At 52.0% G+C, this 22,237-nt stretch carries 20 protein-coding genes and 1 other annotated feature; of the genes, 9 read left to right on the top strand and 11 right to left on the bottom strand.

What is annotated here, in order from left to right:
* Window positions 1-35: 35 nt before the first annotated feature.
* The 5 genes from acnA to topA form a co-directional block, all read right to left on the bottom strand.
* Window positions 36-2,711 carry an aconitate hydratase AcnA gene (gene acnA / locus HV261_RS13620; protein ID WP_202038519.1) on the bottom strand — a complete coding sequence of 892 codons (2,676 nt, stop codon included), beginning with the start codon at window positions 2,709-2,711 and terminating at the stop codon, window positions 36-38.
* 300 nt (window positions 2,712-3,011) lie between these two features.
* Complete coding sequence (locus HV261_RS13615; RefSeq protein WP_202038518.1) at window positions 3,012-3,182, bottom strand: YciX family protein; 171 nt, start codon at window positions 3,180-3,182, stop codon at window positions 3,012-3,014.
* 3 nt (window positions 3,183-3,185) lie between these two features.
* Window positions 3,186-3,347, bottom strand: a complete 162-nt coding sequence (locus HV261_RS13610) for a YmiA family putative membrane protein (protein ID WP_202038517.1) — start codon at window positions 3,345-3,347, stop codon at window positions 3,186-3,188.
* 290 nt (window positions 3,348-3,637) lie between these two features.
* A complete protein-coding gene (cysB, locus tag HV261_RS13605) occupies window positions 3,638-4,612 on the bottom strand; it encodes an HTH-type transcriptional regulator CysB (protein ID WP_042308079.1) in 975 nt (324 codons plus the stop codon).
* Window positions 4,613-4,820: 208 nt separating this feature from the next.
* A complete protein-coding gene (topA, locus tag HV261_RS13600; RefSeq protein ID WP_202038516.1) occupies window positions 4,821-7,418 on the bottom strand; it encodes a type I DNA topoisomerase in 2,598 nt (865 codons plus the stop codon).
* 398 nt (window positions 7,419-7,816) lie between these two features.
* Here topA and HV261_RS13595 point away from each other — a divergent pair, with 398 nt between their 5' ends.
* Window positions 7,817-8,068, top strand: coding sequence for a YciN family protein (locus HV261_RS13595; RefSeq protein WP_003020616.1), 252 nt, complete (start codon window positions 7,817-7,819; stop codon window positions 8,066-8,068).
* A gap of 108 nt (window positions 8,069-8,176) precedes the next feature.
* Here HV261_RS13595 and sohB read toward each other — a convergent pair whose 3' ends face one another.
* Window positions 8,177-9,223 (bottom strand): protease SohB, encoded by a 1,047-nt coding sequence (sohB, locus tag HV261_RS13590; RefSeq protein WP_202038515.1) that lies wholly within the window; start codon window positions 9,221-9,223, stop codon window positions 8,177-8,179.
* A 221-nt stretch (window positions 9,224-9,444) separates the two neighbouring features.
* On the opposite strand from sohB, the gene HV261_RS13585 reads away from it, so the two are divergent.
* Window positions 9,445-10,206, top strand: coding sequence for a YciK family oxidoreductase (locus HV261_RS13585; RefSeq protein WP_202038514.1), 762 nt, complete (start codon window positions 9,445-9,447; stop codon window positions 10,204-10,206).
* Window positions 10,203-10,793, top strand: coding sequence for a cob(I)yrinic acid a,c-diamide adenosyltransferase (gene cobO, locus HV261_RS13580; RefSeq protein ID WP_137381716.1), 591 nt, complete (start codon window positions 10,203-10,205; stop codon window positions 10,791-10,793). Before HV261_RS13585 ends, cobO begins: the two co-directional genes overlap by 4 nt.
* Before the next feature lie 81 nt (window positions 10,794-10,874).
* On the opposite strand, the gene rluB is transcribed toward cobO, so the two are convergent.
* The 3 genes from rluB to rnm all read right to left on the bottom strand — a co-directional run bounded on the left by rluB (window position 10,875) and on the right by rnm (window position 13,346).
* A complete protein-coding gene (gene rluB, locus HV261_RS13575) occupies window positions 10,875-11,750 on the bottom strand; it encodes a 23S rRNA pseudouridine(2605) synthase RluB (RefSeq protein WP_202038513.1) in 876 nt (291 codons plus the stop codon).
* Between the two features lie 100 nt (window positions 11,751-11,850).
* Window positions 11,851-12,471, bottom strand: coding sequence for an L-threonylcarbamoyladenylate synthase (locus tag HV261_RS13570; RefSeq protein WP_202038512.1), 621 nt, complete (start codon window positions 12,469-12,471; stop codon window positions 11,851-11,853).
* Window positions 12,468-13,346, bottom strand: a complete 879-nt coding sequence (gene rnm, locus HV261_RS13565; RefSeq protein ID WP_202038511.1) for an RNase RNM — start codon at window positions 13,344-13,346, stop codon at window positions 12,468-12,470. Before rnm ends, HV261_RS13570 begins: the two co-directional genes overlap by 4 nt.
* Window positions 13,347-13,481: 135 nt before the next feature.
* Here rnm and trpL point away from each other — a divergent pair, with 135 nt between their 5' ends.
* The 6 genes from trpL to trpA all read left to right on the top strand — a co-directional run bounded on the left by trpL (window position 13,482) and on the right by trpA (window position 20,150).
* A complete protein-coding gene (gene trpL, locus HV261_RS13560; RefSeq protein WP_212734703.1) occupies window positions 13,482-13,526 on the top strand; it encodes a trp operon leader peptide in 45 nt (14 codons plus the stop codon).
* Window positions 13,503-13,597, top strand: a sequence feature (Trp leader region). Its footprint overlaps the gene before it by 24 nt.
* A 23-nt stretch (window positions 13,598-13,620) precedes the next feature.
* Window positions 13,621-15,183, top strand: coding sequence for an anthranilate synthase component 1 (locus HV261_RS13555; protein WP_202038510.1), 1,563 nt, complete (start codon window positions 13,621-13,623; stop codon window positions 15,181-15,183).
* Window positions 15,183-16,778 (top strand): bifunctional anthranilate synthase glutamate amidotransferase component TrpG/anthranilate phosphoribosyltransferase TrpD, encoded by a 1,596-nt coding sequence (gene trpD, locus HV261_RS13550; protein ID WP_202038509.1) that lies wholly within the window; start codon window positions 15,183-15,185, stop codon window positions 16,776-16,778. The genes HV261_RS13555 and trpD overlap by 1 nt, the downstream gene beginning before the upstream one ends.
* A 3-nt stretch (window positions 16,779-16,781) precedes the next feature.
* A complete protein-coding gene (trpCF, locus tag HV261_RS13545) occupies window positions 16,782-18,140 on the top strand; it encodes a bifunctional indole-3-glycerol-phosphate synthase TrpC/phosphoribosylanthranilate isomerase TrpF (protein WP_202039697.1) in 1,359 nt (452 codons plus the stop codon).
* Between the two features lie 10 nt (window positions 18,141-18,150).
* Window positions 18,151-19,344 carry a tryptophan synthase subunit beta gene (gene trpB / locus HV261_RS13540; RefSeq protein ID WP_202038508.1) on the top strand — a complete coding sequence of 398 codons (1,194 nt, stop codon included), beginning with the start codon at window positions 18,151-18,153 and terminating at the stop codon, window positions 19,342-19,344.
* On the top strand, window positions 19,344-20,150 hold the full coding sequence (trpA, locus tag HV261_RS13535; protein ID WP_202038507.1) for a tryptophan synthase subunit alpha: 807 nt from the start codon (window positions 19,344-19,346) through the stop codon (window positions 20,148-20,150). Before trpB ends, trpA begins: the two co-directional genes overlap by 1 nt.
* Before the next feature lie 32 nt (window positions 20,151-20,182).
* Here the strand turns inward: trpA and HV261_RS13530 are convergent, their stop codons facing one another.
* Together HV261_RS13530 and HV261_RS13525 are read right to left on the bottom strand one after the other, a co-directional pair.
* Window positions 20,183-21,655, bottom strand: coding sequence for a GGDEF domain-containing protein (locus HV261_RS13530; RefSeq protein ID WP_202038506.1), 1,473 nt, complete (start codon window positions 21,653-21,655; stop codon window positions 20,183-20,185).
* Window positions 21,656-21,846: 191 nt separating this feature from the next.
* A complete protein-coding gene (locus HV261_RS13525; RefSeq protein ID WP_202039696.1) occupies window positions 21,847-22,122 on the bottom strand; it encodes a hypothetical protein in 276 nt (91 codons plus the stop codon).
* Window positions 22,123-22,237: the final 115 nt, after the last annotated feature.

Raw genomic sequence — 22,237 nt, 5'->3', positions numbered from 1 at the left:
TACAAAAAGCCTGCTTACGCAGGCTTTTTTATAATTTAATTCAACATATTACGAATAACATAGTGCAAAATACCATCGTTTTGGTAATAGGTCAGCTCTGTCGCGGTATCAATACGGCAGCGACACGAAATCACCTCTTTTTGCCCATCCGCGCGGACCATATTCACCGGGATAGTCGCTCCCGGTTTAATATTTTGTAAGTCCGTAATATCAATGACCTCCTCCCCGTTTAACCCCAGAGTTTTACGTGTAACCCCCTGCGGAAATTCCAGAGGCAAGATCCCCATGCCAATCAGGTTAGAACGGTGGATTCGCTCAAAGGACTCGGCGATCACGACGCGAATACCCAACAAACGCGGGCCTTTTGCAGCCCAATCCCGGCTGGAACCCGACCCATACTCCTTACCGGCAACAATCGCCAGTGGGGTCTTCTCGTGCTGGTATTGCATGGCGGCGTCATAGATAGCCATCACGTCTGTACCCGGCAAGTGACGCGTCATCCCCCCTTCCACCCCCGGTACCATTTCGTTACGGATACGGATATTGGCAAACGTACCACGCATCATTACTTCGTGGTTTCCACGGCGAGAACCGTAGGAGTTAAAATCTTTCCGTTCAACACCGTGGTTTTGCAAATAACGCCCGGCTGGGCTATCTGGCTTGATACTCCCCGCAGGAGAAATATGATCGGTAGTGACGGAATCGCCCAGCATCGCCAGGATACGTGCACCATGGATATCCTGTACCGGGTCCGGCTTCGCCTGCATACCATCAAAGAACGGTGATAACCGGATGTAGGTTGAGTCCGACTGCCAGCCATAGGTATCTGCACGATCAACATTAATCAACTTCCATTCCGGCGTGCCTTCGAACACCTCGGCATACTCTTTATGGAACATCTCGGTAGAGACCTGTTCCACAGCACGGGCAATTTCCTGCGCACTCGGCCAGATATCTTTCAGATAGATAGGATCGCCTTTTCTGTCATGACCCAGCGGATCTTTCGTCAGATCAATATTCATATTCCCGGCCAGCGCATAAGCCACCACCAGCGGCGGAGAAGCCAGCCAGTTGGTCTTCACCAGCGGGTGGATACGCCCTTCAAAGTTACGGTTGCCGGAAAGCACCGCCCCTACCGTCAGATCGCCTTTTTTAATCGCCGTTTCAATAGGGTCAGGCAACGGGCCAGAGTTACCAATACAGGTAGTACAGCCATAACCAACAAGGTTAAACCCCAGCTCATCAAGGTACGGCGTCAGTTTTGCTTGCGCCAGGTAATCAGAAACGACTTTTGACCCAGGCGCCAGCGACGCTTTCACCCACGGCTGGCGCTTCAGACCAAGCGTGACCGCTTTTTTCGCCAGCAATCCAGCCGCCATCAGAACGCTGGGGTTGGAGGTGTTGGTACATGACGTGATCGCTGCAATCACCACAGCACCATCGGGTAGCTGATATTGATGACCGCTCATAACATAGTCGACCGGCTGACGATCTTTTTGCGAGCTATTCACTTCAAGTTCATTACTCGCGGCGAATGCTTTCGGCACATCCCCCAATGCGACACGATCCTGTGGGCGCTTCGGCCCGGCCAGGCTGGCTTCCACAGTGCCCATGTCCAGCTCCAGTGAACTGGTAAACACAGGCTCATCACCTGGGTTACGCCACATCCCCTGTGCTTTAGCATAAGCACCGACTAATTCAACCTGCTCTTCGCTACGCCCGCTCAGACGCATGTACTCAAGCGTTACCCCGTCAATCGGGAAAAAGCCGCAGGTTGCGCCGTATTCCGGCGACATGTTAGCAATGGTCGCCCGGTCAGCGAGCGGCAGGCTGTCCAGCCCATCACCATAGAACTCAACAAATTTACCGACCACACCGTGTTTACGCAGCATCTGCGTAACGGTCAGTACCAGATCGGTAGCGGTGATCCCTTCGCGAAGTTTACCAACGAGTTTGAAGCCCACGACATCCGGAATCAGCATTGAAACCGGTTGCCCCAACATGGCGGCCTCTGCTTCAATCCCGCCGACACCCCAGCCCAGCACGCCGAGACCATTAATCATTGTGGTATGGGAATCGGTACCGACCAGCGTGTCGGGGTAAGCTACCCACTCGCCGTTTTGCAGCTCACTCCACACCGCTTTACCCAGGTATTCGAGGTTTACCTGGTGGCAAATTCCTGTTCCCGGTGGAACAACACTGAATCGGCTAAACGCCTGCTGCCCCCATTTCAGGAATACATAGCGCTCATGGTTGCGCTCCATTTCCAGGCGAACGTTCTCTTCAAAAGCATCATCGTCACCAAAACGATCGACCGTAACGGAGTGATCAATAACCAGATCAACAGGTGAAAGCGGGTTCACTTTTGCGGTATCCCCGCCAAGGCGTTTAACCGCTTCGCGCATGGCGGCCAGGTCGACCACCGCCGGAACGCCGGTAAAGTCCTGCATGAGAACGCGAGCGGGTCGGTAGGCAATTTCGCGATCGGCATGAGCCGTTTTCAGCCATTGCGCCAGAGCATGAATATCTTCCTCGGTAACAGAGTCACCGTCCTGCCAGCGAAGCAGGTTTTCCAGCAATACTTTTAGTGATTTAGGTAAACGGGTGATATCACCCAGTGATTTGGCAGCCAGGGGCAAACTGTAGTAGCGGTAGGTTTTATCTTTAACCTGCAATGTGTCCTTACTGGCTTCTCGTAGGGTAGACGACATAGCTCCTCCTTAAATGACAGGGTTTGATCCCCTGACTCTCCTCAGGGTTAGTATTAAAGATAACACAAACAAAATGTAACGCTTTGATAACAACTCAAATTGATAAAAGAGGAGAACGACAAAAAGGTAACGAACTATGCACGCGGCGGGGAATAAGATTGAAGTACGGTAAATGAATGGACCCGATACATCGATGCAGCCGACAATACGCTGTTTAGATGGCGTACCACGATTGCGTGTGATTATTCATACTGAATTCAATAAGCATGTTAATACTTATTATTATAAAAAACGTATTGTTTATTGTTCCTGCTTATCATCTTCAATGAACAGATCAATAAATGCCCGTTGCTCAGGTGAAAGATCCCACGAAGCGGGAATATCCTGTTTTTTTTCTACAACGGTTTCATTCGCTTGCTCATTATCATGATGAGCAGGTGTAGCACTGGAGCGTTGTTCCTGTGTGGACATCAATTACCCCCACACTTTCCAGACCACCAGAGCAACCACGATCCAGAACACGGCGGAGCCCAGAAACACGGTGAACCATGCTTTACGTTTCATCACGGGATCTCTGCGCGCAGGCTGGTTTCCAGAAGGCATTGCTAACCTCATACTATCGAAATCACTTATCATTTAGGCACCAAACAATCGGTACAATTAATCATCAGATAAGAGGAATCCTAATAAAAACGTCCTGAAAAAGCCAGCTAATTTTCGAAACCAGCTTTATAAATAACTTAATTGTTTGATCGGTTATAAATATTTGAAAGGGATTTTGGCAGGCTGACTCATTTGAAACTACTTTGGAGAATATTTTCCATAAATAATATAGGGATAATAGACAAATAAAAAATCATGAATACATTCAACCGCCCCGCTGGTATGGCTGGAGAACCAGGATACCAACGAGGCAACTTCCGTTATTATTTCTCTGGCAATTTAATATCTTTGAACATAGCTTCAATATCATCGTTGGAACGCAGTGCCACCGCCGTATCCACCACATCGCGTGTCAGATGCGGTGCGAAACGCTGAATAAAATCATACATGTAGCTGCGTAAAAACGTGCTGCGACGAAAACCAATTTTCGTGGTGCTGTGACTGAAAATATCATGAGCATCAACACGCACCAGATCCGGATCAGAGACAGGATCAACTGCCATGCTGGCAATCACGCCCACGCCCAGCCCCAGTCGGACATAGGTTTTTATCACATCAGCATCGGTTGCGGTAAAAACAATACGTGGCTCAAGACCCGCGCGATTAAACGCGGTATCCAGCTCTGAGCGCCCCGTAAAACCAAAGGTGTACGTCACCAACGGATATTGCGCCAGCTCTTCAATGGATACGGAGGCTTTGCCCGCCAACGGATGGTCTGGCGTAACAACAATCGAACGGTTCCAGTGATAGCATGGCAGCATCACCAGATCATCGTACAGATGCAGTGCTTCCGTCGCGATGGCAAAATCAGCATTCCCTTTCGACACGGCCTCGGCAATTTGCGTCGGCGATCCCTGATGCATATGCAACGAAACGCGAGGATAACGCTCAATAAAACCTTTAATCACGTTGGGCAGCGCGTAACGTGCCTGAGTGTGTGTGGTAGCAATATACAACGAACCTTTGTCGGGCCAGGTATGTTCACCAGCAACCGACTTAATGGCATCCACTTTAGACAAGACTTCGCGGGCAATACGAATAACTTCCTGCCCTGCCGGAGTCACCTGCGTCAGGTGCTTACCGCTACGGGCAAAAATCTGGATGCCAAGCTCATCTTCCAGCATACGAACTTGCTTACTGATCCCTGGCTGGGAGGTATAGAGTCCTTCGGCCGTTGAGGAAACATTAAGGTTGTGGTTTACCACCTCAACGATATAGCGAAGCTGCTGTAATTTCATGTTAAGCCATCCAGATTTGTGCCATCAGAACATCGTTTAAAAGCAGACTCACACGCGCTGCTAATACGATTTAATAATAAAAAGCCTGTTAACTATAACCACTATATCATTTATATGTACGCTGTATAGGGATGAAAAAAAATAATACGCCAGAAACAAAAAGGGCCGCTTACGCGACCCTTTGAGGAGAAATTCAGCCGGAACGCTGTTATTTCTTCCCTTCTACCCATTTACCGTCAACGAAAAATGCAGACCACCCGGTTGCTTTGCCGTCTTTTTCCGCAGCGACATACTGCTGCTTCGTTTTACGGCTAAAGCGAACCATCGACTTATTACCATCGGGGTCCGTCTGCGGCGCATCGGCCAGATAACGCAGTTTTTCCGGCAGACGATCGCGGAAGCGATACAACTCTTCCACTAATGGCGCACGGGTTTCACGTGATTTCGGGAAGGTGTTGGCGGCAAGGAAAATACCTGCTGCGCCATCACGCAACACGAAATACGCGTCCGATTTTTCACACGACAGTTCCGGCAACGGAACAGGATCTTCTTTCGGCGGAGCCACCTCGCCGTTACGCAGGATCTTACGGGTGTTTTTACACTCGTCGTTAGTACATGCCATGTATTTACCGAAACGCCCCATTTTCAGGTGCATTTCAGAACCACATTTCTCGCACTCAACGACAGGACCGTCATAACCCTTAATGCGGAACTCGCCCTCTTCGATTTCGTAACCATCGCAGGTCGGGTTGTTACCACAGACATGCAGCTTACGTTTTGGATCGATGAGATAACTGTCCATCGCCGTACCACACTTCTGGCAGCGACGCTTCGCGCGCAAGGCGTTAGTTTCGGCGTCATCCCCTTCCAGTACGTTCAGGACTTCATTCTCCGGCACCAGGTTAATGGTGGTCTTGCAACGCTCTTTCGGTGAAAGCGCATAGCCGGAACACCCAAGGAATACACCGGTGCTGGCGGTACGGATACCCATCTTGCGTCCGCATGTCGGACAATCAATGCTGGTCAGTACCATCTGGTTCGGACGCATGCCGCCTTCTTCGGGATCTTTCTCGGCTTTATCCAACTGCTGAGTAAAATCGCTGAAGAAGTTGTCGAGCACACCTTTCCACTCGGCTTCGTGGTTCGCCACCTGGTCAAGGCTGTCTTCCATCTGCGCGGTGAAATCGTAGTTCATCAATTCGCGGAAGTTTTCTTCCAGACGATCGGTGACAATTTCACCCATTTTTTCAGCGTAGAAGCGACGGTTCTCAACGCGAACATAACCGCGATCCTGAATCGTAGAGATGATCGAGGCATACGTTGACGGACGACCAATACCCCGTTTTTCAAGTTCTTTAACCAGCGAAGCTTCACTGAAACGTGCAGGCGGTTTGGTGAAGTGCTGCGCAGGCGTCAGTTCGATAAGCGTCAACGTATCGCCTTTATCCACCGCTGGTAAAATGCGGTCTTCATCACCCTTACGCAGCGCAGGCATCACTTTCGTCCAACCATCGAAACGCAAAATACGACCACGCGCCTTGAGACGGAAATCACCAGCCCCTACGGTCAGTGTGGTGGAGTCATATTTGGCTGGCGTCATCTGACAGGCAACAAACTGACGCCAAATCAGCTGATACAGTTTTTGGGCGTCGGCTTCCATATCTTTCAGCGATTCCGCCTGCACGGCGACATCAGAAGGACGGATAGCTTCGTGCGCTTCCTGCGAGTTCTCTTTGCTGGCGTACTGGTTGGCGCTTTCTGGCAGATACTTCTTGCCAAAATTATCGCTAATGTAATCACGGACCATCGCCACAGCATCCTGACTCAGGTTGGTGGAGTCAGTACGCATATAGGTGATGTAACCTGCTTCATACAAGCGCTGTGCCATCATCATGGTTTTCTTCACGCCAAAGCCCAGACGCGTGCTGGCAGCCTGCTGTAACGTGGAGGTGATGAACGGCGCGCCAGGCTTGCTGCTGGTTGGCTTATCTTCGCGTTCCAGAACGCTATAACGTGCTTTTTCCAGCAGGCTTACTGCCGCGAGTGTTTGCTCGCGATTTACCGGGCGGAACGGTTTATCGTTCTGGTGAGTGACCTCCAGCGGCAATGCATCACCGGCTGGCGTCGTGGTATTAGCATCAATTTCCCAGAACTCTTCGGGGACGAATGCTTTAATTTCACGCTCGCGCTCAACAACCAGACGCACGGCAACCGACTGTACTCGGCCGGCAGACAGGCCACGGGCAATTTTTTTCCACAGCAGCGGCGACACCATATAGCCGACAACGCGGTCCATAAAGCGGCGAGCCTGTTGTGCATTTACGCGGTCGATGTTCAGCTCGCCCGGTTTTTCAAACGCCTGACGGATAGCGTTCTTAGTAATTTCGTTAAACACCACGCGGCTGTAGCGGGTGTCGTCGCCACCGATAACTTCCCGCAGGTGCCAGGCAATGGCTTCCCCTTCGCGGTCAAGGTCGGTTGCGAGATAGATGTGGTCGGCTTTTTCAGCCAGTTGTTTCAGTTCAGAGACAACTTTCTCTTTACCAGGCAGCACTTCATAGCGCGCATCCCAGTTGTGCCACGGGTCAACGCCCATGCGGTTGACGAGAGCGCCACGTTCATCCTTTTTGGGCTTTTTAGCCGTTTTGGTTGAGGTTGAGTCGGCGCTCTTTTTAGTTGCTGAGCCACTGGTCGGCAAATCACGGATATGACCGACGCTGGATTTCACCACGTAGTCATTACCCAGATACTTGTTGATCGTTTTGGCTTTTGCCGGGGACTCAACGATGACAAGAGCTTTACCCATATTCACCTTTACCTAATTTGATTCTTCCAGAATGCGTCGCACGTTGATTCACCTTCCACTGGCGACGAGACATCGATATGGTCTCTGCGTCGGCGGATATCAACCCCTTAAACTGATTTGCGCTTGTAATGTAACTCTCATGTAACTGAGTTAACAGGCTTTTTCGCACACAAACGCTTTAGCGCGACGGAGTATTGGTCGAATGTCAAGCAAATCTGTTGCCAGATTGACGAAAGCGTCACACTGTACCTGATAAAATGCGTTACGCAACTTTATTAGCATGCAAAAACAAATCTCGCCAGTTGCAATCCCATCCTATAGCCTTCATTTAAGTCAGGGAATATTTGCCCATAAGCTGGGCTCGGCGTAGACTAATGTCCTTGTTTAAGGAGTAAATCATGCATAAAGACACTCAACCCATCGATCGCGAAACACTGCTGATTGAAGCCAACAAAATCATTCGTGAGCATGAGGACACGCTGGCGGGGATTGTCGCCACCGGCGTAACGCAGCGAAACGGCGTGCTGGTTTTCAGCGGAGATTACTTTTTAGACGAGCAAGGGCTACCAACGCCCAAAAGCACTGCGGTATTTAATATGTTTAAACACCTGGCGCATGTGCTTTCTGAAAAGTACCACTTGATCGATTAACGCGAGAAATGATTTGCCGGGTGGCGGCGCTGCCTTATCCGGCCTACGATGCTCTGAACCTGTAGGCCGGATAAGATGCGTGAGCATCGCCATCCGGCAATTGCCATTTTACATCAGGGGCTTTTGTCCCCGCTGCCACCAGCGCATCAGTAAGCGGTCTGCACTTTCTGCCGCGCTGCCAGTGAAACGGTCCATCAGTTTTTTGCGCTGCATATAGCGGACGTTTAGCACTTCACGACCATCCATCAACCCCAGAATCACTTCGTCACTGGTATTGATCTCATCGACCAACCCGTTTGCCAGCGCCTGTTGCCCGAACCAGTGTTCACCGGTAGCAACCTGTTCGATGTCCAGAGTTGGACGCATACGCTGCACAAAATCTTTAAACAGATGATGGGTTTCATTCAAATCTTCACGGAATTTCTGTCGCCCTTCTTCCGTATTTTCGCCAAGCAGTGTCAGCGTACGTTTGTACTGTCCCGCCGTGTGCAGCTCGATATCAATATCCTTGCCTTTCAGGAAACGGTTGAAGTTCGGGATCTGCGCCACCACGCCAATCGAGCCCACAATGGCAAACGGCGCTGAGACAATTTTATCCGCTACACAGGCCATCATATATCCGCCGCTCGCAGCGACTTTATCCACCGTGACGGTTAACGGTATCTGCTTATCGCGCAGACGTTGCAATTGCGATGCAGCCAGGCCATAGCCATGTACCACACCACCCGGGCTTTCCAGACGAACCACCACCTGATCCTGAGGTTTAACAACCGCCAGCACCGCCGTCACCTCTTCGCGTAATGCGCTGACCTCATGGGCATCCATACTGCCTTTAAAATCAAGCACCCATACACGAGGTTTATCTGATGACGTGCTGTCACCCAGTTTCGCTTTTGCCTTGGCGGCCTTCGCCTCCAGCTTCTGTTTCTTTTTCTGCGCCTTATGCCAGAATTTTTGCTGATGCCCATCCAATAAGGCCAGCGACAGATCTTCCTTCATCTCTTTATATTGATCGCTGAGGTTAATAACCCGCAATTCCCCACGCTGACGTTTGCGTTGTGTCGCGTTTACGATCAGCATCACCACCACTGCAATAGCCACCACAACAGTGACAATTTTTGCCAAAAACAGCCCATATTCAGACAACAATTCCACGAGACCCACCTTGGTTAAACAACGCTACTTTCGCTCAGTGTACAACAGGCGTGTAAACCCGTCTTGCTTCATCCATCCGATGCTGAATCGGCAAAAAGCATGACAAAGTGTTCATTTTGCGGTGTTATTGCCTTTGGCTGATTGAAAAACACCAGTGTTTAAGGCATAAAGCCGAAAAGTTATCGCGAACGAGATGGCCAAAGCGTCGCCGAGGAGTAGCCGTGCATTACCAACCTAAACAAGACCTGTTACAGGATCGCATTATTCTGGTCACCGGTGCCAGTGATGGCATCGGGCGTGAAGCCGCGCTTACCTACGCACGCTACGGTGCGACCGTTATCCTGCTTGGACGTAATGAAGAAAAATTGCGTCAGGTTGCCCAGACCGTCGCCGATGAAAACGGAGCACAACCACAATGGTTTACACTGGATCTGCTGACCTGTACCTCCGAAGAGTGCCACCAGTTGGCGCAACGCCTCGCTGCACATTATCCGCGTCTGGATGGGGTGTTGCATAACGCCGGGCTGCTCGGCGATATCTGCCCGATGAGCGAACAAAATCCGCAGGTATGGCAGGATGTCATGCAGGTCAATGTCAACGCGACGTTTATGTTGACTCAGGCATTGCTGCCGCTGTTACTCAAATCAGATTCAGGATCGCTGGTCTTTACTTCTTCAAGCGTTGGTCGCCAGGGACGGGCTAACTGGGGAGCGTATGCCACCTCGAAATTTGCTACCGAAGGGATGATGCAGGTCCTGGCAGACGAATACCAGAATCGCCATCTGCGCGTAAATTGCATTAATCCAGGCGGCACGCGTACCGGCATGCGTGCCAGCGCATTCCCGACGGAAGATCCGCAAAAACTCAAAACCCCCGCCGACATTATGCCGCTGTACCTGTGGCTGATGGGCGATGACAGCCGCCGTAAAACCGGTATGACTTTTGATGCCCAGCCGGGCCGTAAACCAGGAATTGCCCAATGAGTGAAGAACGCTATCAGCAGCGCCAACAGCGCGTAAAAGACCGGGTTGACGCACGTGTTGCGGCCGCCAGGGACGAGCGTGGAATTGTCATCGTTTTTACCGGTAATGGAAAAGGTAAAACTACCGCTGCGTTCGGTACAGCGACTCGCGCAGTGGGCCACGGTAAAAAAGTCGGTGTAGTGCAGTTCATTAAAGGTACATGGCCAAACGGCGAAAGAAACCTGCTCGAACCTCATGGTGTAGAGTTTCAGGTGATGGCGACCGGGTTTACCTGGGAAACACAGAATCGTGAAGCTGATACCGCCGCCTGTCTGGCCGTATGGGAACACGGTAAGCGAATGCTGGCCGATCCTGAGCTGGACATGGTTGTGCTGGATGAACTGACGTATATGGTGGCCTACGACTACCTCCCGCTTGAAGAGGTGCTCAACGCCTTAAACGCGCGCCCAGCCCAGCAGACGGTCATTATTACGGGTCGAGGATGTCATCGCGATATTCTGGAGTTAGCCGACACGGTCAGCGAGTTGCGTCCGGTCAAGCATGCTTTTGAGGCGGGCATTAAAGCCCAAATGGGGATTGATTACTAACAGCAGGCCGGATAAGGCGCTTGCGCCGCATCCGGCTCCACTAACGCCTGATAACGCTTTGCTTATCAGGCCTGTTCACGATTAACCGTTATTGCTGCGTCCACCCGGGCGACGGCTGCTGCCGACCTGAGAGTGACGTTTCACCGCACGGCGGATCTGATTCGCTTTCATGCGACGACGGTCTTTCTCGACAGCGACTTTAGACGTGGTTTCCGGTTTCAACTCCACCAGTTCACGCAGATAGTTGGTCTGTGCAAGATCAAGCTCCGTCCAGCCGCCACGCGGCAGACCTTTCGGCAATGGAATATCGCCATAACGTACGCGGATAAGACGACTTACCTGCACGCCTACCGCTTCCCACAGACGACGAACCTCGCGGTTGCGGCCTTCAGTCAGCGTGACGTTATACCACTGGTTAATCCCTTCACCACCGCTGAACTTGATGGTTTTAAACGCAGCCGGACCATCTTCCAGCTGTACGCCACGGCTCAGATCACGCAGTTTAGCATCATCAACCTGACCGAACACACGCACCGCGTACTCGCGTTCAACTTCACGGCTCGGGTGCATCAGACGATTCGCCAGTTCACCATCGGTGGTAAACAGCAGCAGACCACAGGTATTGACGTCCAGACGACCTACGGCAATCCAGCGCGCGTCACGCAGCTTTGGCAAGCGGTCAAAAACGGTTGGACGACCTTCCGGGTCGTTACGGGTACACAGTTCACCTTCCGGCTTGTAATAAGCCAGAACGCGGCAGATTTGTTCTGCAGATTCTTTCACCGAAATCAGATGGCCGTCGATACGGATTTTCAGACCCGGCGTCACTTCAACGCGATCGCCAAGCGTGGCGATTTTGCCATCAACGCTCACACGACCCGTGGCAATAATGGATTCAATTTCACGGCGAGAACCGTGGCCGGCACGCGCCAGCACTTTTTGTAACTTTTCGCTCATAGAGCTTCCTTTAGGTGTCGCCTTCACAGGCGTCGAACAGGAGAATCAACGGCGCCAGTCAGCGCCATTTTAAGGCCGCGTAGTATAGCGGTTCGCGCCCTTATAAGAAAGGTTTAACGTCACCAACACCTTCGCGCAATACCACCGGGGAATCATCGGTTAAATCGATGACCGTCGTCGGTTGTTGACCAACGTAACCACCGTGAATGATCAGATCGACCAACTTCTCCAGACGATCTTTGATCTCTTCAGGATCGGACTCGGTAAACTCGCTGCCCGGAAGCATCAGTGAAGTAGAAAGCATTGGCTCACCCAGGGCTTCGAGCAGCGCCAGCGCAATGGGATTCGACGGAACACGCAAGCCAATAGTCTTACGTTTTTCCTGCAGCAGTCGGCGTGGAACTTCTTTCGTCCCTTTCAGGATAAAAGTATAGTTGCCCGGCGTATTGTTTTTAATTAAACGAAAGGCCACGTTGTCGACAAATGAATAGGTAGACAGCTCTGACAAATCGCGGCACATCAGCGTAAAGTTGTGGCCGTCCGGCAGATGACGGATACGACAAATACGCTCCATCGCGCCTTTATCTTCAATTTTGCAACCCAACGCATAGCCGGAATCGGTTGGATAGACAATCACCCCACCTTTACGCACGATTTCAACGGCCTGATTGATCAACCGCTGCTGTGGGTTTTCGGGATGAATATAAAAAAACTGGCTCATACTTTCCTCTCTGTGATCTCGGGCTGTTCCCAAAGCTGCCACACGCCTTCGACGCCGGCAGGCAACCAAAGTTTGCGCCCCAGTTCAATCCACGGGCACGGCTGATGAAAATCAGACCCTTGCGATGCCCACAACTGATGCTGGCGCGCAAGCGTCGCCAGATGGGTGCGTTCATTGGGAGACTGCTGGCACTGTGCCACTTCCATCGCGTCACCGTGATGTTCAGCAAAATGTGCAACCAGTCTTTTCAGCCACTTAGCGCTAAGATCGTACCGCCCAGGATGAGCCAGAACTGCCTTACCGCCAGAATGATGAATGACATCAATAGCTTGTTCTATTGTACACCACTGTGGCGGAACGTAACCGGTTTTCCCACGGGCAAGATATTTTTTAAAGACACCCGCCATGGTTGTGGCTTTTCCGCATTCCACCAGAAAACGCGCAAAATGGCCCCGCGTGACGGCCCCGCCGTCAGCCAAACGCAAAGCCCCTTCCCACGCCCCCGGAATATGCGCTTTGTCCAGCCGTTCTGCAATCAGGCGCGCGCGCTGCTGGCGGCGTTCCGTTTGCTGTGCCAAAAACGCACACATCATAGGATGTGCGGTATCAATATTCAGACCCACAATATGGATCTCATGGTTTTCCCAGACCGTTGAAATTTCTACACCCGAGATTAGATTTAGCGCTAGCCCCGAACGTGAAATTTCTTCTCTTGCCGCCGCAATACCTGTCGTGGTGTCATGATCGGTGATCGCCAGTGTACCGACTCGCATCTCTACCGCACGATGTACTAAGGCCTCTGGCGTCAATCGCCCATCGGAGGCTGTCGTATGGCTGTGCAGGTCATAAATCACTGCGTAATTCGTGTCGCTCAAGGCGTCTCCCGTTTCAATAAATGTCGTATCACGATCATCATAGCGGTTTCGACAAATTAACTGAAATCAGGTGTTGACTTTACCCCACCGAACTAGTTAACTAGTACGCAAGTTCACATGAAGAAGGTATCTGAGATGAAAGCACGTTTTGTTCTGCACGGTTGGTGGCGCACTTCCTGATTTCGGGCAGTGTCTTACGTCTGCACTATGCAACCAGATACCCGGCCCGCCACATGAGCGGGCTTTTTTTTGAACAAAATTAATGAGAAGAACGATGCAAGCACAAAAACCAACACTTGAACTGCTCGCCTGCGATGCCGCCTACCGTGAGAACCCAACGGCGCTGTTTCATCAGGTGTGTGGCGCACGACCGGCAACGTTGTTGCTGGAATCCGCCGATATCGACAGCAAGGACGATCTCAAGAGCCTGCTGCTGGTAGACAGCGCGTTGCGTATTACCGCCCTGGGTGACACTGTCACCATTCAGGCATTGTCGGCAAATGGCGCGTCGCTGCTTCCTCTGCTGGACGCCGCCCTGCCCGCAGGCGTTGACAACGATAAACAGCCGAACGTTCGTCAGTTGACCTTCCCCAGCGTAAGCCCGCTGCTGGATGAAGACGCCCGTTTATGCTCACTTTCTGTATTTGACGCGTTCCGTTTGTTGCAGGAGCTGGTCCATGTTCCGGCGCAAGAACGTGAAGCCATGTTCTTCGGCGGTCTGTTTTCCTACGACCTGGTTGCTGGATTTGAAGATTTACCCCAGCTTGAAGCGGGTAACCGTTGCCCGGACTACTGCTTCTATCTGGCAGAAACACTGATGGTTATCGACCACCAGAAAAAAAGCACCCGCATTCAGGCCAGCATCTTTACGCCAAATGACGAGGAAAAACAGCGACTGAACGCCCGCCTGGCACAGTTGAGCCAACAGCTCACCGAACCCGCACCGCCGCTGCCCGTCACTGAAATCCCGCAGATGCAATGCGAATGCAATCAGAGCGACGAAGAGTTCGGCGCCGTGGTACGCGGCCTGCAAAAAGCGATTCGCGCAGGTGAAATTTTCCAGGTGGTTCCATCTCGTCGTTTCTCGCTGCCCTGCCCGTCGCCGCTGGCAGCCTACTATGTGCTAAAGAAAAGTAACCCCAGCCCGTACATGTTTTTCATGCAGGATAACGATTTCACCCTGTTCGGCGCGTCGCCAGAGAGCTCGTTGAAATACGACGCCACCAGCCGTCAGATTGAAATTTACCCGATTGCCGGGACCCGCCCGCGTGGTCGCCGTGCGGACGGTTCGCTGGACCGCGATCTCGACAGTCGTATCGAGCTGGAAATGCGTACCGACCATAAAGAACTTTCCGAACACCTGATGCTGGTCGACCTGGCTCGTAACGATCTCGCACGTATCTGCACCCCAGGTAGCCGCTATGTTGCCGACCTGACCAAAGTCGACCGTTACTCTTTCGTGATGCACCTGGTGTCCCGTGTGGTGGGCGAACTGCGTAGCGATCTGGATGTGCTGCATGCTTACCGCGCCTGTATGAACATGGGCACGCTGAGCGGCGCGCCCAAAGTTCGCGCTATGCAATTAATCGCCGAGGCAGAAGGTCGCCGCCGGGGCAGCTATGGCGGCGCGGTCGGCTACTTTACCGCCCATGGTGACCTGGATACCTGCATTGTGATCCGTTCAGCCCTGGTGGAAGACGGCATCGCCACCGTGCAGGCCGGTGCCGGGATTGTTCTGGATTCTGTTCCGCAGTCTGAAGCCGATGAAACCCGTAATAAAGCGCGTGCCGTTTTGCGTGCTATTGCCACCGCGCACCACGCACAGGAGACTTTCTAATGGCTGACATTCTGCTGCTCGATAACATCGACTCATTTACCTACAACCTGGCAGATCAGCTGCGCACTAACGGTCACAACGTGGTGATTTACCGTAACCATATTCCGGCTCAGACGTTAATTGACCGTTTAGCGACGATGAAAAACCCTGTGCTGATGCTTTCTCCTGGGCCTGGTGCACCCAGTGAAGCGGGCTGCATGCCTGAACTGTTAACCCGCCTGCGCGGCAAACTGCCCATTATCGGTATTTGTCTGGGGCATCAGGCGATTGTTGAAGCCTATGGTGGATATGTCGGTCAGGCTGGGGAAATCCTACACGGCAAAGCCTCCAGCATTGAACACGATGGCCAGGCGATGTTCGCCGGTCTGGCAAATCCGCTGCCAGTGGCGCGCTATCACTCGCTGGTTGGCAGCAACGTACCAGCCGGATTAACCATAAACGCGCATTTTAACGGTATGGTCATGGCAGTTCGTCACGATACCGATCGCGTATGCGGCTTCCAGTTCCATCCGGAATCGATTCTGACCACTCAGGGTGCGCGCCTGCTGGAGCAAACGCTGGCCTGGGCGCAACAGAAGCTCGAACAAACCAATACGCTGCAGCCCATCCTGGAAAAACTGTACCAGGCTCAGACGCTGTCCCAGCAGGAAAGCCACCAGCTGTTCTCTGCTGTCGTTCGCGGTGAACTGAAGCCGGAACAGTTGGCTGCAGCGCTGGTCAGTATGAAAATTCGTGGCGAACATCCGAATGAAATCGCCGGTGCGGCAACCGCGCTGCTGGAAAATGCCGCCCCATTCCCGCGCCCGGATTATCTGTTTGCCGACATTGTCGGAACCGGTGGTGACGGCAGTAACAGTATCAATATTTCCACCGCCAGCGCGTTTGTCGCGGCGGCCTGTGGATTAAAAGTGGCCAAACACGGCAACCGCAGCGTCTCCAGTAAATCTGGCTCTTCGGATCTGCTGGCGGCATTTGGTATCAATCTGGATATGAACGCCGATAAGTCCCGTCAGGCGCTCGATGACCTGGGCGTGTGCTTCCTGTTTGCACCGAAATATCACACAGGTTTTCGCCATGCGATGCCGGTACGCCAGCAGTTGAAAACCCGTACGTTGTTTAATGTGCTTGGGCCATTGATTAATCCGGCGCATCCGCCGCTGGCGCTGATCGGCGTTTACAGCCCGGAACTGGTGTTACCGATTGCCGAAACACTGCGCGTGCTGGGATATCAACGGGCAGCCGTGGTACACAGCGGCGGAATGGATGAAGTTTCGCTGCATGCGCCGACCATAGTGGCGGAACTGCATGATGGTGAAATCAAGAGCTACCAGCTAACGGCGGAAGACTTTGGCCTGACGCCATATCATCAGGAACAGTTGGCTGGCGGCACGCCGGAAGAAAACCGTGACATTCTGAGTCGCTTGTTACAAGGTAAAGGTGAGGCCGCTCATGAGGCTGCTGTTGCCGCGAATGTCGCCATGTTAATGCGCCTGCACGGTAAAGAAGACTTAAAAGCCAACGCGCAAACCGTGATTAATGTGCTGCGCAGCGGTGCGGCTTACGACCGTGTCACTGCACTGGCCGCAAGAGGGTAAATGATGCAAACCGTTTTAGCGAAAATTGTCGCTGACAAGGCGATTTGGGTAGAAGCCCGCAAACAGCAACAACCGCTGGCCAGCTTTCAAAATGATGTTCAACCCAGCACACGTGATTTCTACGATGCGCTGCAAGGGACACGAACCGCTTTTATTCTGGAGTGTAAAAAAGCCTCTCCGTCAAAAGGCGTGATCCGTGATGACTTCGACCCGGCACAGATTGCGGGAGTATACAAACATTACGCGTCCGCAATTTCCGTGCTGACGGACGAGAAATATTTTCAGGGTAGCTTTGATTTCCTGCCCATCGTCAGTCGCATCGCACCACAGCCGATTCTGTGTAAAGACTTTATTATCGATCCTTACCAGATTTACCTGGCACGTTTCTACCAGGCGGATGCCTGCCTGCTGATGTTGTCGGTTTTGGATGATGAACAGTATCGTCAACTCGCTGCCGTCGCCCACAGTTTGAAAATGGGCGTGCTGACTGAGGTCAGCAATGAAGAAGAGTTGGAGCGCGCCATTGCGCTGGGTGCAAAAGTCGTCGGCATTAACAACCGTGATTTACGTGACCTGTCGATTGACCTCAATCGTACCCGCCTGCTTGCACCTCGTCTGGGCCATGGTGTCACCGTCATCAGTGAATCCGGGATCAACACCTATAGCCAGGTTCGCGAACTCAGCCATTTCGCCAACGGATTTCTGATAGGCTCTGCGCTGATGTCCCATGATGACCTGCATACTGCCGTGCGTCGTGTTTTGCTTGGCGAAAATAAAGTCTGCGGACTGACCCGAGCACAGGATGCAAAAGCAGCGTACGAATCTGGGGCCATTTATGGCGGCGTAATTTTTGTCCCGACCTCCCCGCGCGCTGTCAGCGTTGAACAGGCGCGAGACGTTATGACAGGAGCACCGTTACAGTATGTCGGCGTGTTCCGTAACACCGACATCGCCGACGTCCACGAAACAGTCACCGCACTGTCGCTGGCCGCCGTACAACTACACGGCAGCGAAGATCAGGCCTATGTCGATGCTCTGCGCAATGTGCTACCCGCGCAGGTGCAAATCTGGAAGGCACTGAGCGTTGGCGAATCACTGCCTGCTCGCCGCTATCAACATATTGATAAATACGTTTTTGATAACGGCCAGGGCGGCAGCGGTAAGCGCTTTGACTGGTCGCTGCTAAGCGGACAATCGCTGGATAACGTTTTACTGGCCGGCGGACTCAGTGCAGATAACTGCGTCGACGCGGCTAAAACCGGCTGCGCCGGGCTCGATTTCAATTCTGGCGTAGAGTCACAGCCGGGCATCAAAGATGCACGTCTGCTGGCTTCAGTCTTTCAGACGCTGCGCGCATATTAAGGAAAAGGACATGACAACATTACTCAATCCATATTTTGGTGAATTTGGCGGTATGTATGTGCCACAGATTCTGATGCCTGCGCTGCGCCAACTGGAAGAAGCGTTCGTCAGTGCACAAAAAGACCCTGAGTTTCAGGCCCAGTTTACTGACCTGCTGAAAAACTATGCCGGGCGCCCTACCGCATTGACCAAATGTCAGAACATCACTAACGGCACCCGGACGACGCTGTATCTCAAGCGTGAGGATCTGCTGCACGGCGGCGCGCACAAAACGAACCAGGTACTGGGACAAGCGTTACTGGCGAAACGCATGGGGAAAACAGAAATCATCGCAGAAACCGGCGCGGGTCAGCACGGGGTGGCGTCTGCCCTTGCCAGCGCCTTGCTGGGCTTAAAGTGCCGCATTTATATGGGTGCGAAAGACGTCGAGCGTCAGTCCCCGAACGTTTTCCGTATGCGTCTGATGGGTGCTGAGGTTATTCCGGTACACAGCGGCTCTGCCACGTTGAAAGATGCCTGTAACGAGGCGTTGCGCGACTGGTCTGGCAGTTACGATACCGCGCACTATATGCTGGGTACGGCTGCAGGTCCGCATCCTTTCCCGACTATCGTACGCGAGTTCCAGCGCATGATTGGTGAAGAAACAAAAGCACAGATTCTGGAAAAAGAAGGTCGTCTGCCGGATGCCGTGATCGCCTGTGTAGGCGGTGGCTCGAACGCGATCGGCATGTTCGCCGATTTTATAAATGAAACCAGCGTTGGTCTGATTGGCGTTGAGCCAGGTGGTCACGGGATCGAATCCGGCGAGCACGGCGCACCGTTGAAACATGGTCGTGTTGGGATTTACTTCGGCATGAAGTCGCCAATGATGCAGACAACTGAAGGGCAAATTGAAGAGTCCTACTCCATTTCTGCGGGACTGGACTTCCCGTCAGTCGGGCCACAGCACGCTTATCTGAACAGTATCGGACGCGCTGACTATGTTTCGATTACTGATGATGAAGCGCTGGAAGCCTTCAAAACGCTGTGTCTGCATGAGGGGATTATCCCGGCGCTGGAGTCTTCCCACGCCCTGGCACATGCGTTGAAAATGATGCGGGAAAACCCGGAGAAAGAACAATTACTGGTGGTCAACCTCTCTGGTCGCGGCGACAAAGACATTTTCACCGTACACGATATTCTGAAAGCGCGAGGGGAAATCTGATGGAACGTTATGAAAACCTATTTGCACAACTGAAGGACCGCAAAGAAGGCGCTTTTGTCCCCTTCGTGACCCTGGGCGATCCTTCTGTTGAACAGTCACTGAAAATCATTGATACGCTGATCGAAGCGGGTGCCGATGCGCTTGAGCTGGGTATTCCGTTCTCCGATCCGCTGGCCGACGGTCCAACCATTCAGGAAGCGACATTACGTGCGTTCGCGGCAGGCGTCACACCGTCACAATGCTTTGAAATGTTGGCGCTGATTCGGCAAAAACACCCAACCATTCCAATTGGTTTACTGATGTATGCCAACCTGGTGTTCAGTAAAGGTATTGACGAATTTTACGCACAGTGCGAGAAGGTCGGCGTAGATTCGGTATTAGTCGCCGATGTGCCGGTAGAAGAATCTGCGCCATTCAGAACGGCGGCATTACGCCATAATGTCGCGCCAATTTTCATTTGCCCGCCTAACGCTGACGAGGAACTGCTGCGCCAGATTGCCGCTCATGGCCGCGGTTATACCTATCTATTGTCACGCGCAGGTGTTACAGGTGCCGAAAATCGTGCAGCGTTACCGTTGCATCATCTGGTCGAGAAGCTGAAAGAATTTAATGCCCCGCCTTCCTTACAGGGCTTTGGTATCTCTGCACCGGAACAGGTGACAGGCGCCATTGAAGCAGGTGCTGCGGGGGCTATTTCCGGATCGGCGATTGTCAAAATCATTGAGAAGAATGTTGCAGCACCAGAGCAAATGCTGGCTGAGCTGAAAGCCTTTGTCAGTGCAATGAAAACCGCGACCCATCAGTAAGCTGAAATAACCGCCAGAGACTTCTGGCGGTTTTACCCTTCCTTTGCCTGCTTCATTTTGTACATGGCGTTATCCGCATTCTGGATTGCCACATCCAGGTCGCCCTTCACCTCTGCGACTCCCCATGACACCGACAGCGGTACGGTGTGGCCATCCACCACAAAAACGTGATTGTTGACCTGACCACTGATACGCTGCGCAATCGCGATAGCATCACTTGTCTGGGAGCGAAACAGCAGGATCATAAATTCATCCCCACCGGTACGAATCACGAGATCGTGGCTGGTACGAGTGTTTGACAACATTCTGTTGGCAATAGTTTGCAGCGCACGATCGCCTGCGGCATGCCCCCAGGTGTCGTTGACTGCCTTAAACTTATTGCAATCCAGCAGCACCACAGAACAATGTGATAAGTCCCGACGCTTAATAATGTCGAGAATTCGCCGATTAAAGCAGCCCGTCAGCGAATCAATATAGACCTTGAGGTCGCTTTGATTCAGCCACGACTTCAGCGAGAAACTGATCATAATAAAGAAGAACGTTGCCAGCAGTATCACAATTCCGGCGTGCGTATCGCGCACCATAAACTGGCCTAATGCTATCGAATAGTACAGCGCATATTTTTCTGACAACTTCCGCACCATAATGCGCGTTTTACCCGCACATTTACCGGATAAACAGAGGCGCTCATTATTGGATAAATTCACCAGAGCCACATTCAGGCCCGGTGGCATTTGATAGTCAAAAGCATTTGCCAGCGCCTCCTGCAACTCCGGCTTTGAATGGTCATAGACCAGATAGGCGACGATTTGATCCGATATCTCTTTCCCGGAAAGGTCATAGATATAGCTCACCACGCTGTAGGCTTTTTCACCGGTAATTTTGTCGGTATAAAAATTCGTTGAGCTGAGCGCTTTATTCTTGATGTTTTTTTGCAGCAGACGGGTATAAAAATCGACCGGCGGATAGAAAAATCCGGTAATGTCCTGCGCCATTTCAGAATCAGAGAAGGTAAAATTGCGCGAATCAGAAGGCATAAACCAGTAAAAATAATCCGCATTCTTGGCAATGATGTAACGATGCGCGTCAAAACTGCCAGGGTTTAACTCATTAACCATGCCGCGAATAAACTCCGCTGCCGTATACATACATAGAGCTTTAAGGTTGGCTTCTCGGGCGATAATCGTCCCTGTCGCCGAGTGCACCCGCTTTGGGTCGGCATTAATTCCCCATTCACCCACATTTCGCGGAACAAACTGCGCGGCATTATCACATTGATCGTCATTTTTAATGTGATGGTAGCGCTCACCAATCGCATCGGCGATGAGTTCATTATCGTTAAAGATATCCAGCATACGGGCCTGCAGGCGGTTAATCCCTTCGCTGGCTGTGGCCATACGCTGTTCGTAGATGATAAACAGAAACAACGAGGTAAATATCAGCGTAATCAGCCCCGATACCAGCAGTGCCTGCCTGTTCCTGAGCTTATCTTGCACAATCTTCACGAGTCCACCCTGATAGTTAACGGTGATGCCAAACCGGTTACCCGTTTATGTTGTTGCATAACAGCGCTGAGTATTAAAAATAATATTGATCGTCCTGTGGCCCTGATAATCGATGAAAATAACGTCTCTCCCGTGTACCTAAGTTACAGATTTATACAACAAAAGAACATTTTTGTTAACAAAAATGCAAACTAGTCATCCCCGGCAATCGGATAGCCGGCACGCCGAATCGCTTCCCGACAGTCGCTCACACCTGCGGCATACCCAGCTTCGATTTCACAAACCGGACTGGCGCTGCAATAAGGTAGTGTGATTTGTGTGGCGATGACCTTTTCCAGGGCTTCCACCCTGCTCATGTAATTCAATAATTCGCGCGCAGCATACACGGCAAACTCTGTCGTATCATCGTCTATGGATGCTTCCATAAGGGAAATTTTTTGTTGTAGCAACTGACGGGTCAATATCATCATCAATACCCTCAAAGCCAGATTGCTTAAAGAGTAGCATTACATCAAAGGGGAGAAAGTCGGGAAGGGAAAAACAGAGGGGAAAAAGCTGGCCGCGAAACGACCAGCCTTTCAG

The sequence above is a fragment of the Citrobacter sp. RHBSTW-00671 genome (assembly GCF_014103415.1).
GTDB lineage: Bacteria > Pseudomonadota > Gammaproteobacteria > Enterobacterales > Enterobacteriaceae > Citrobacter.
This window is presented reverse-complemented; position numbering and strand designations above follow the sequence as displayed.

Excerpts from the sequence above, each read along its gene's own strand:
- acnA (WP_202038519.1), bottom strand. The coding sequence starts at position 2,711 with ATGTCGTCTACCCTACGAGAAGCCAGTAAGGACACATTGCAGGTTAAA.
- HV261_RS13615 (WP_202038518.1), bottom strand. The coding sequence starts at position 3,182 with ATGTCCACACAGGAACAACGCTCCAGTGCTACACCTGCTCATCATGAT.
- HV261_RS13610 (WP_202038517.1), bottom strand. The coding sequence starts at position 3,347 with ATGATAAGTGATTTCGATAGTATGAGGTTAGCAATGCCTTCTGGAAAC.
- cysB (WP_042308079.1), bottom strand. The coding sequence starts at position 4,612 with ATGAAATTACAGCAGCTTCGCTATATCGTTGAGGTGGTAAACCACAAC.
- topA (WP_202038516.1), bottom strand. The coding sequence starts at position 7,418 with ATGGGTAAAGCTCTTGTCATCGTTGAGTCCCCGGCAAAAGCCAAAACG.
- HV261_RS13595 (WP_003020616.1), top strand. The coding sequence starts at position 7,817 with ATGCATAAAGACACTCAACCCATCGATCGCGAAACACTGCTGATTGAA.
- cobO (WP_137381716.1), top strand. The coding sequence starts at position 10,203 with ATGAGTGAAGAACGCTATCAGCAGCGCCAACAGCGCGTAAAAGACCGG.
- rluB (WP_202038513.1), bottom strand. The coding sequence starts at position 11,750 with ATGAGCGAAAAGTTACAAAAAGTGCTGGCGCGTGCCGGCCACGGTTCT.
- HV261_RS13570 (WP_202038512.1), bottom strand. The coding sequence starts at position 12,471 with ATGAGCCAGTTTTTTTATATTCATCCCGAAAACCCACAGCAGCGGTTG.
- HV261_RS13555 (WP_202038510.1), top strand. The coding sequence starts at position 13,621 with ATGCAAGCACAAAAACCAACACTTGAACTGCTCGCCTGCGATGCCGCC.
- trpD (WP_202038509.1), top strand. The coding sequence starts at position 15,183 with ATGGCTGACATTCTGCTGCTCGATAACATCGACTCATTTACCTACAAC.
- trpCF (WP_202039697.1), top strand. The coding sequence starts at position 16,782 with ATGCAAACCGTTTTAGCGAAAATTGTCGCTGACAAGGCGATTTGGGTA.
- trpB (WP_202038508.1), top strand. The coding sequence starts at position 18,151 with ATGACAACATTACTCAATCCATATTTTGGTGAATTTGGCGGTATGTAT.
- trpA (WP_202038507.1), top strand. The coding sequence starts at position 19,344 with ATGGAACGTTATGAAAACCTATTTGCACAACTGAAGGACCGCAAAGAA.
- HV261_RS13525 (WP_202039696.1), bottom strand. The coding sequence starts at position 22,122 with ATGATATTGACCCGTCAGTTGCTACAACAAAAAATTTCCCTTATGGAA.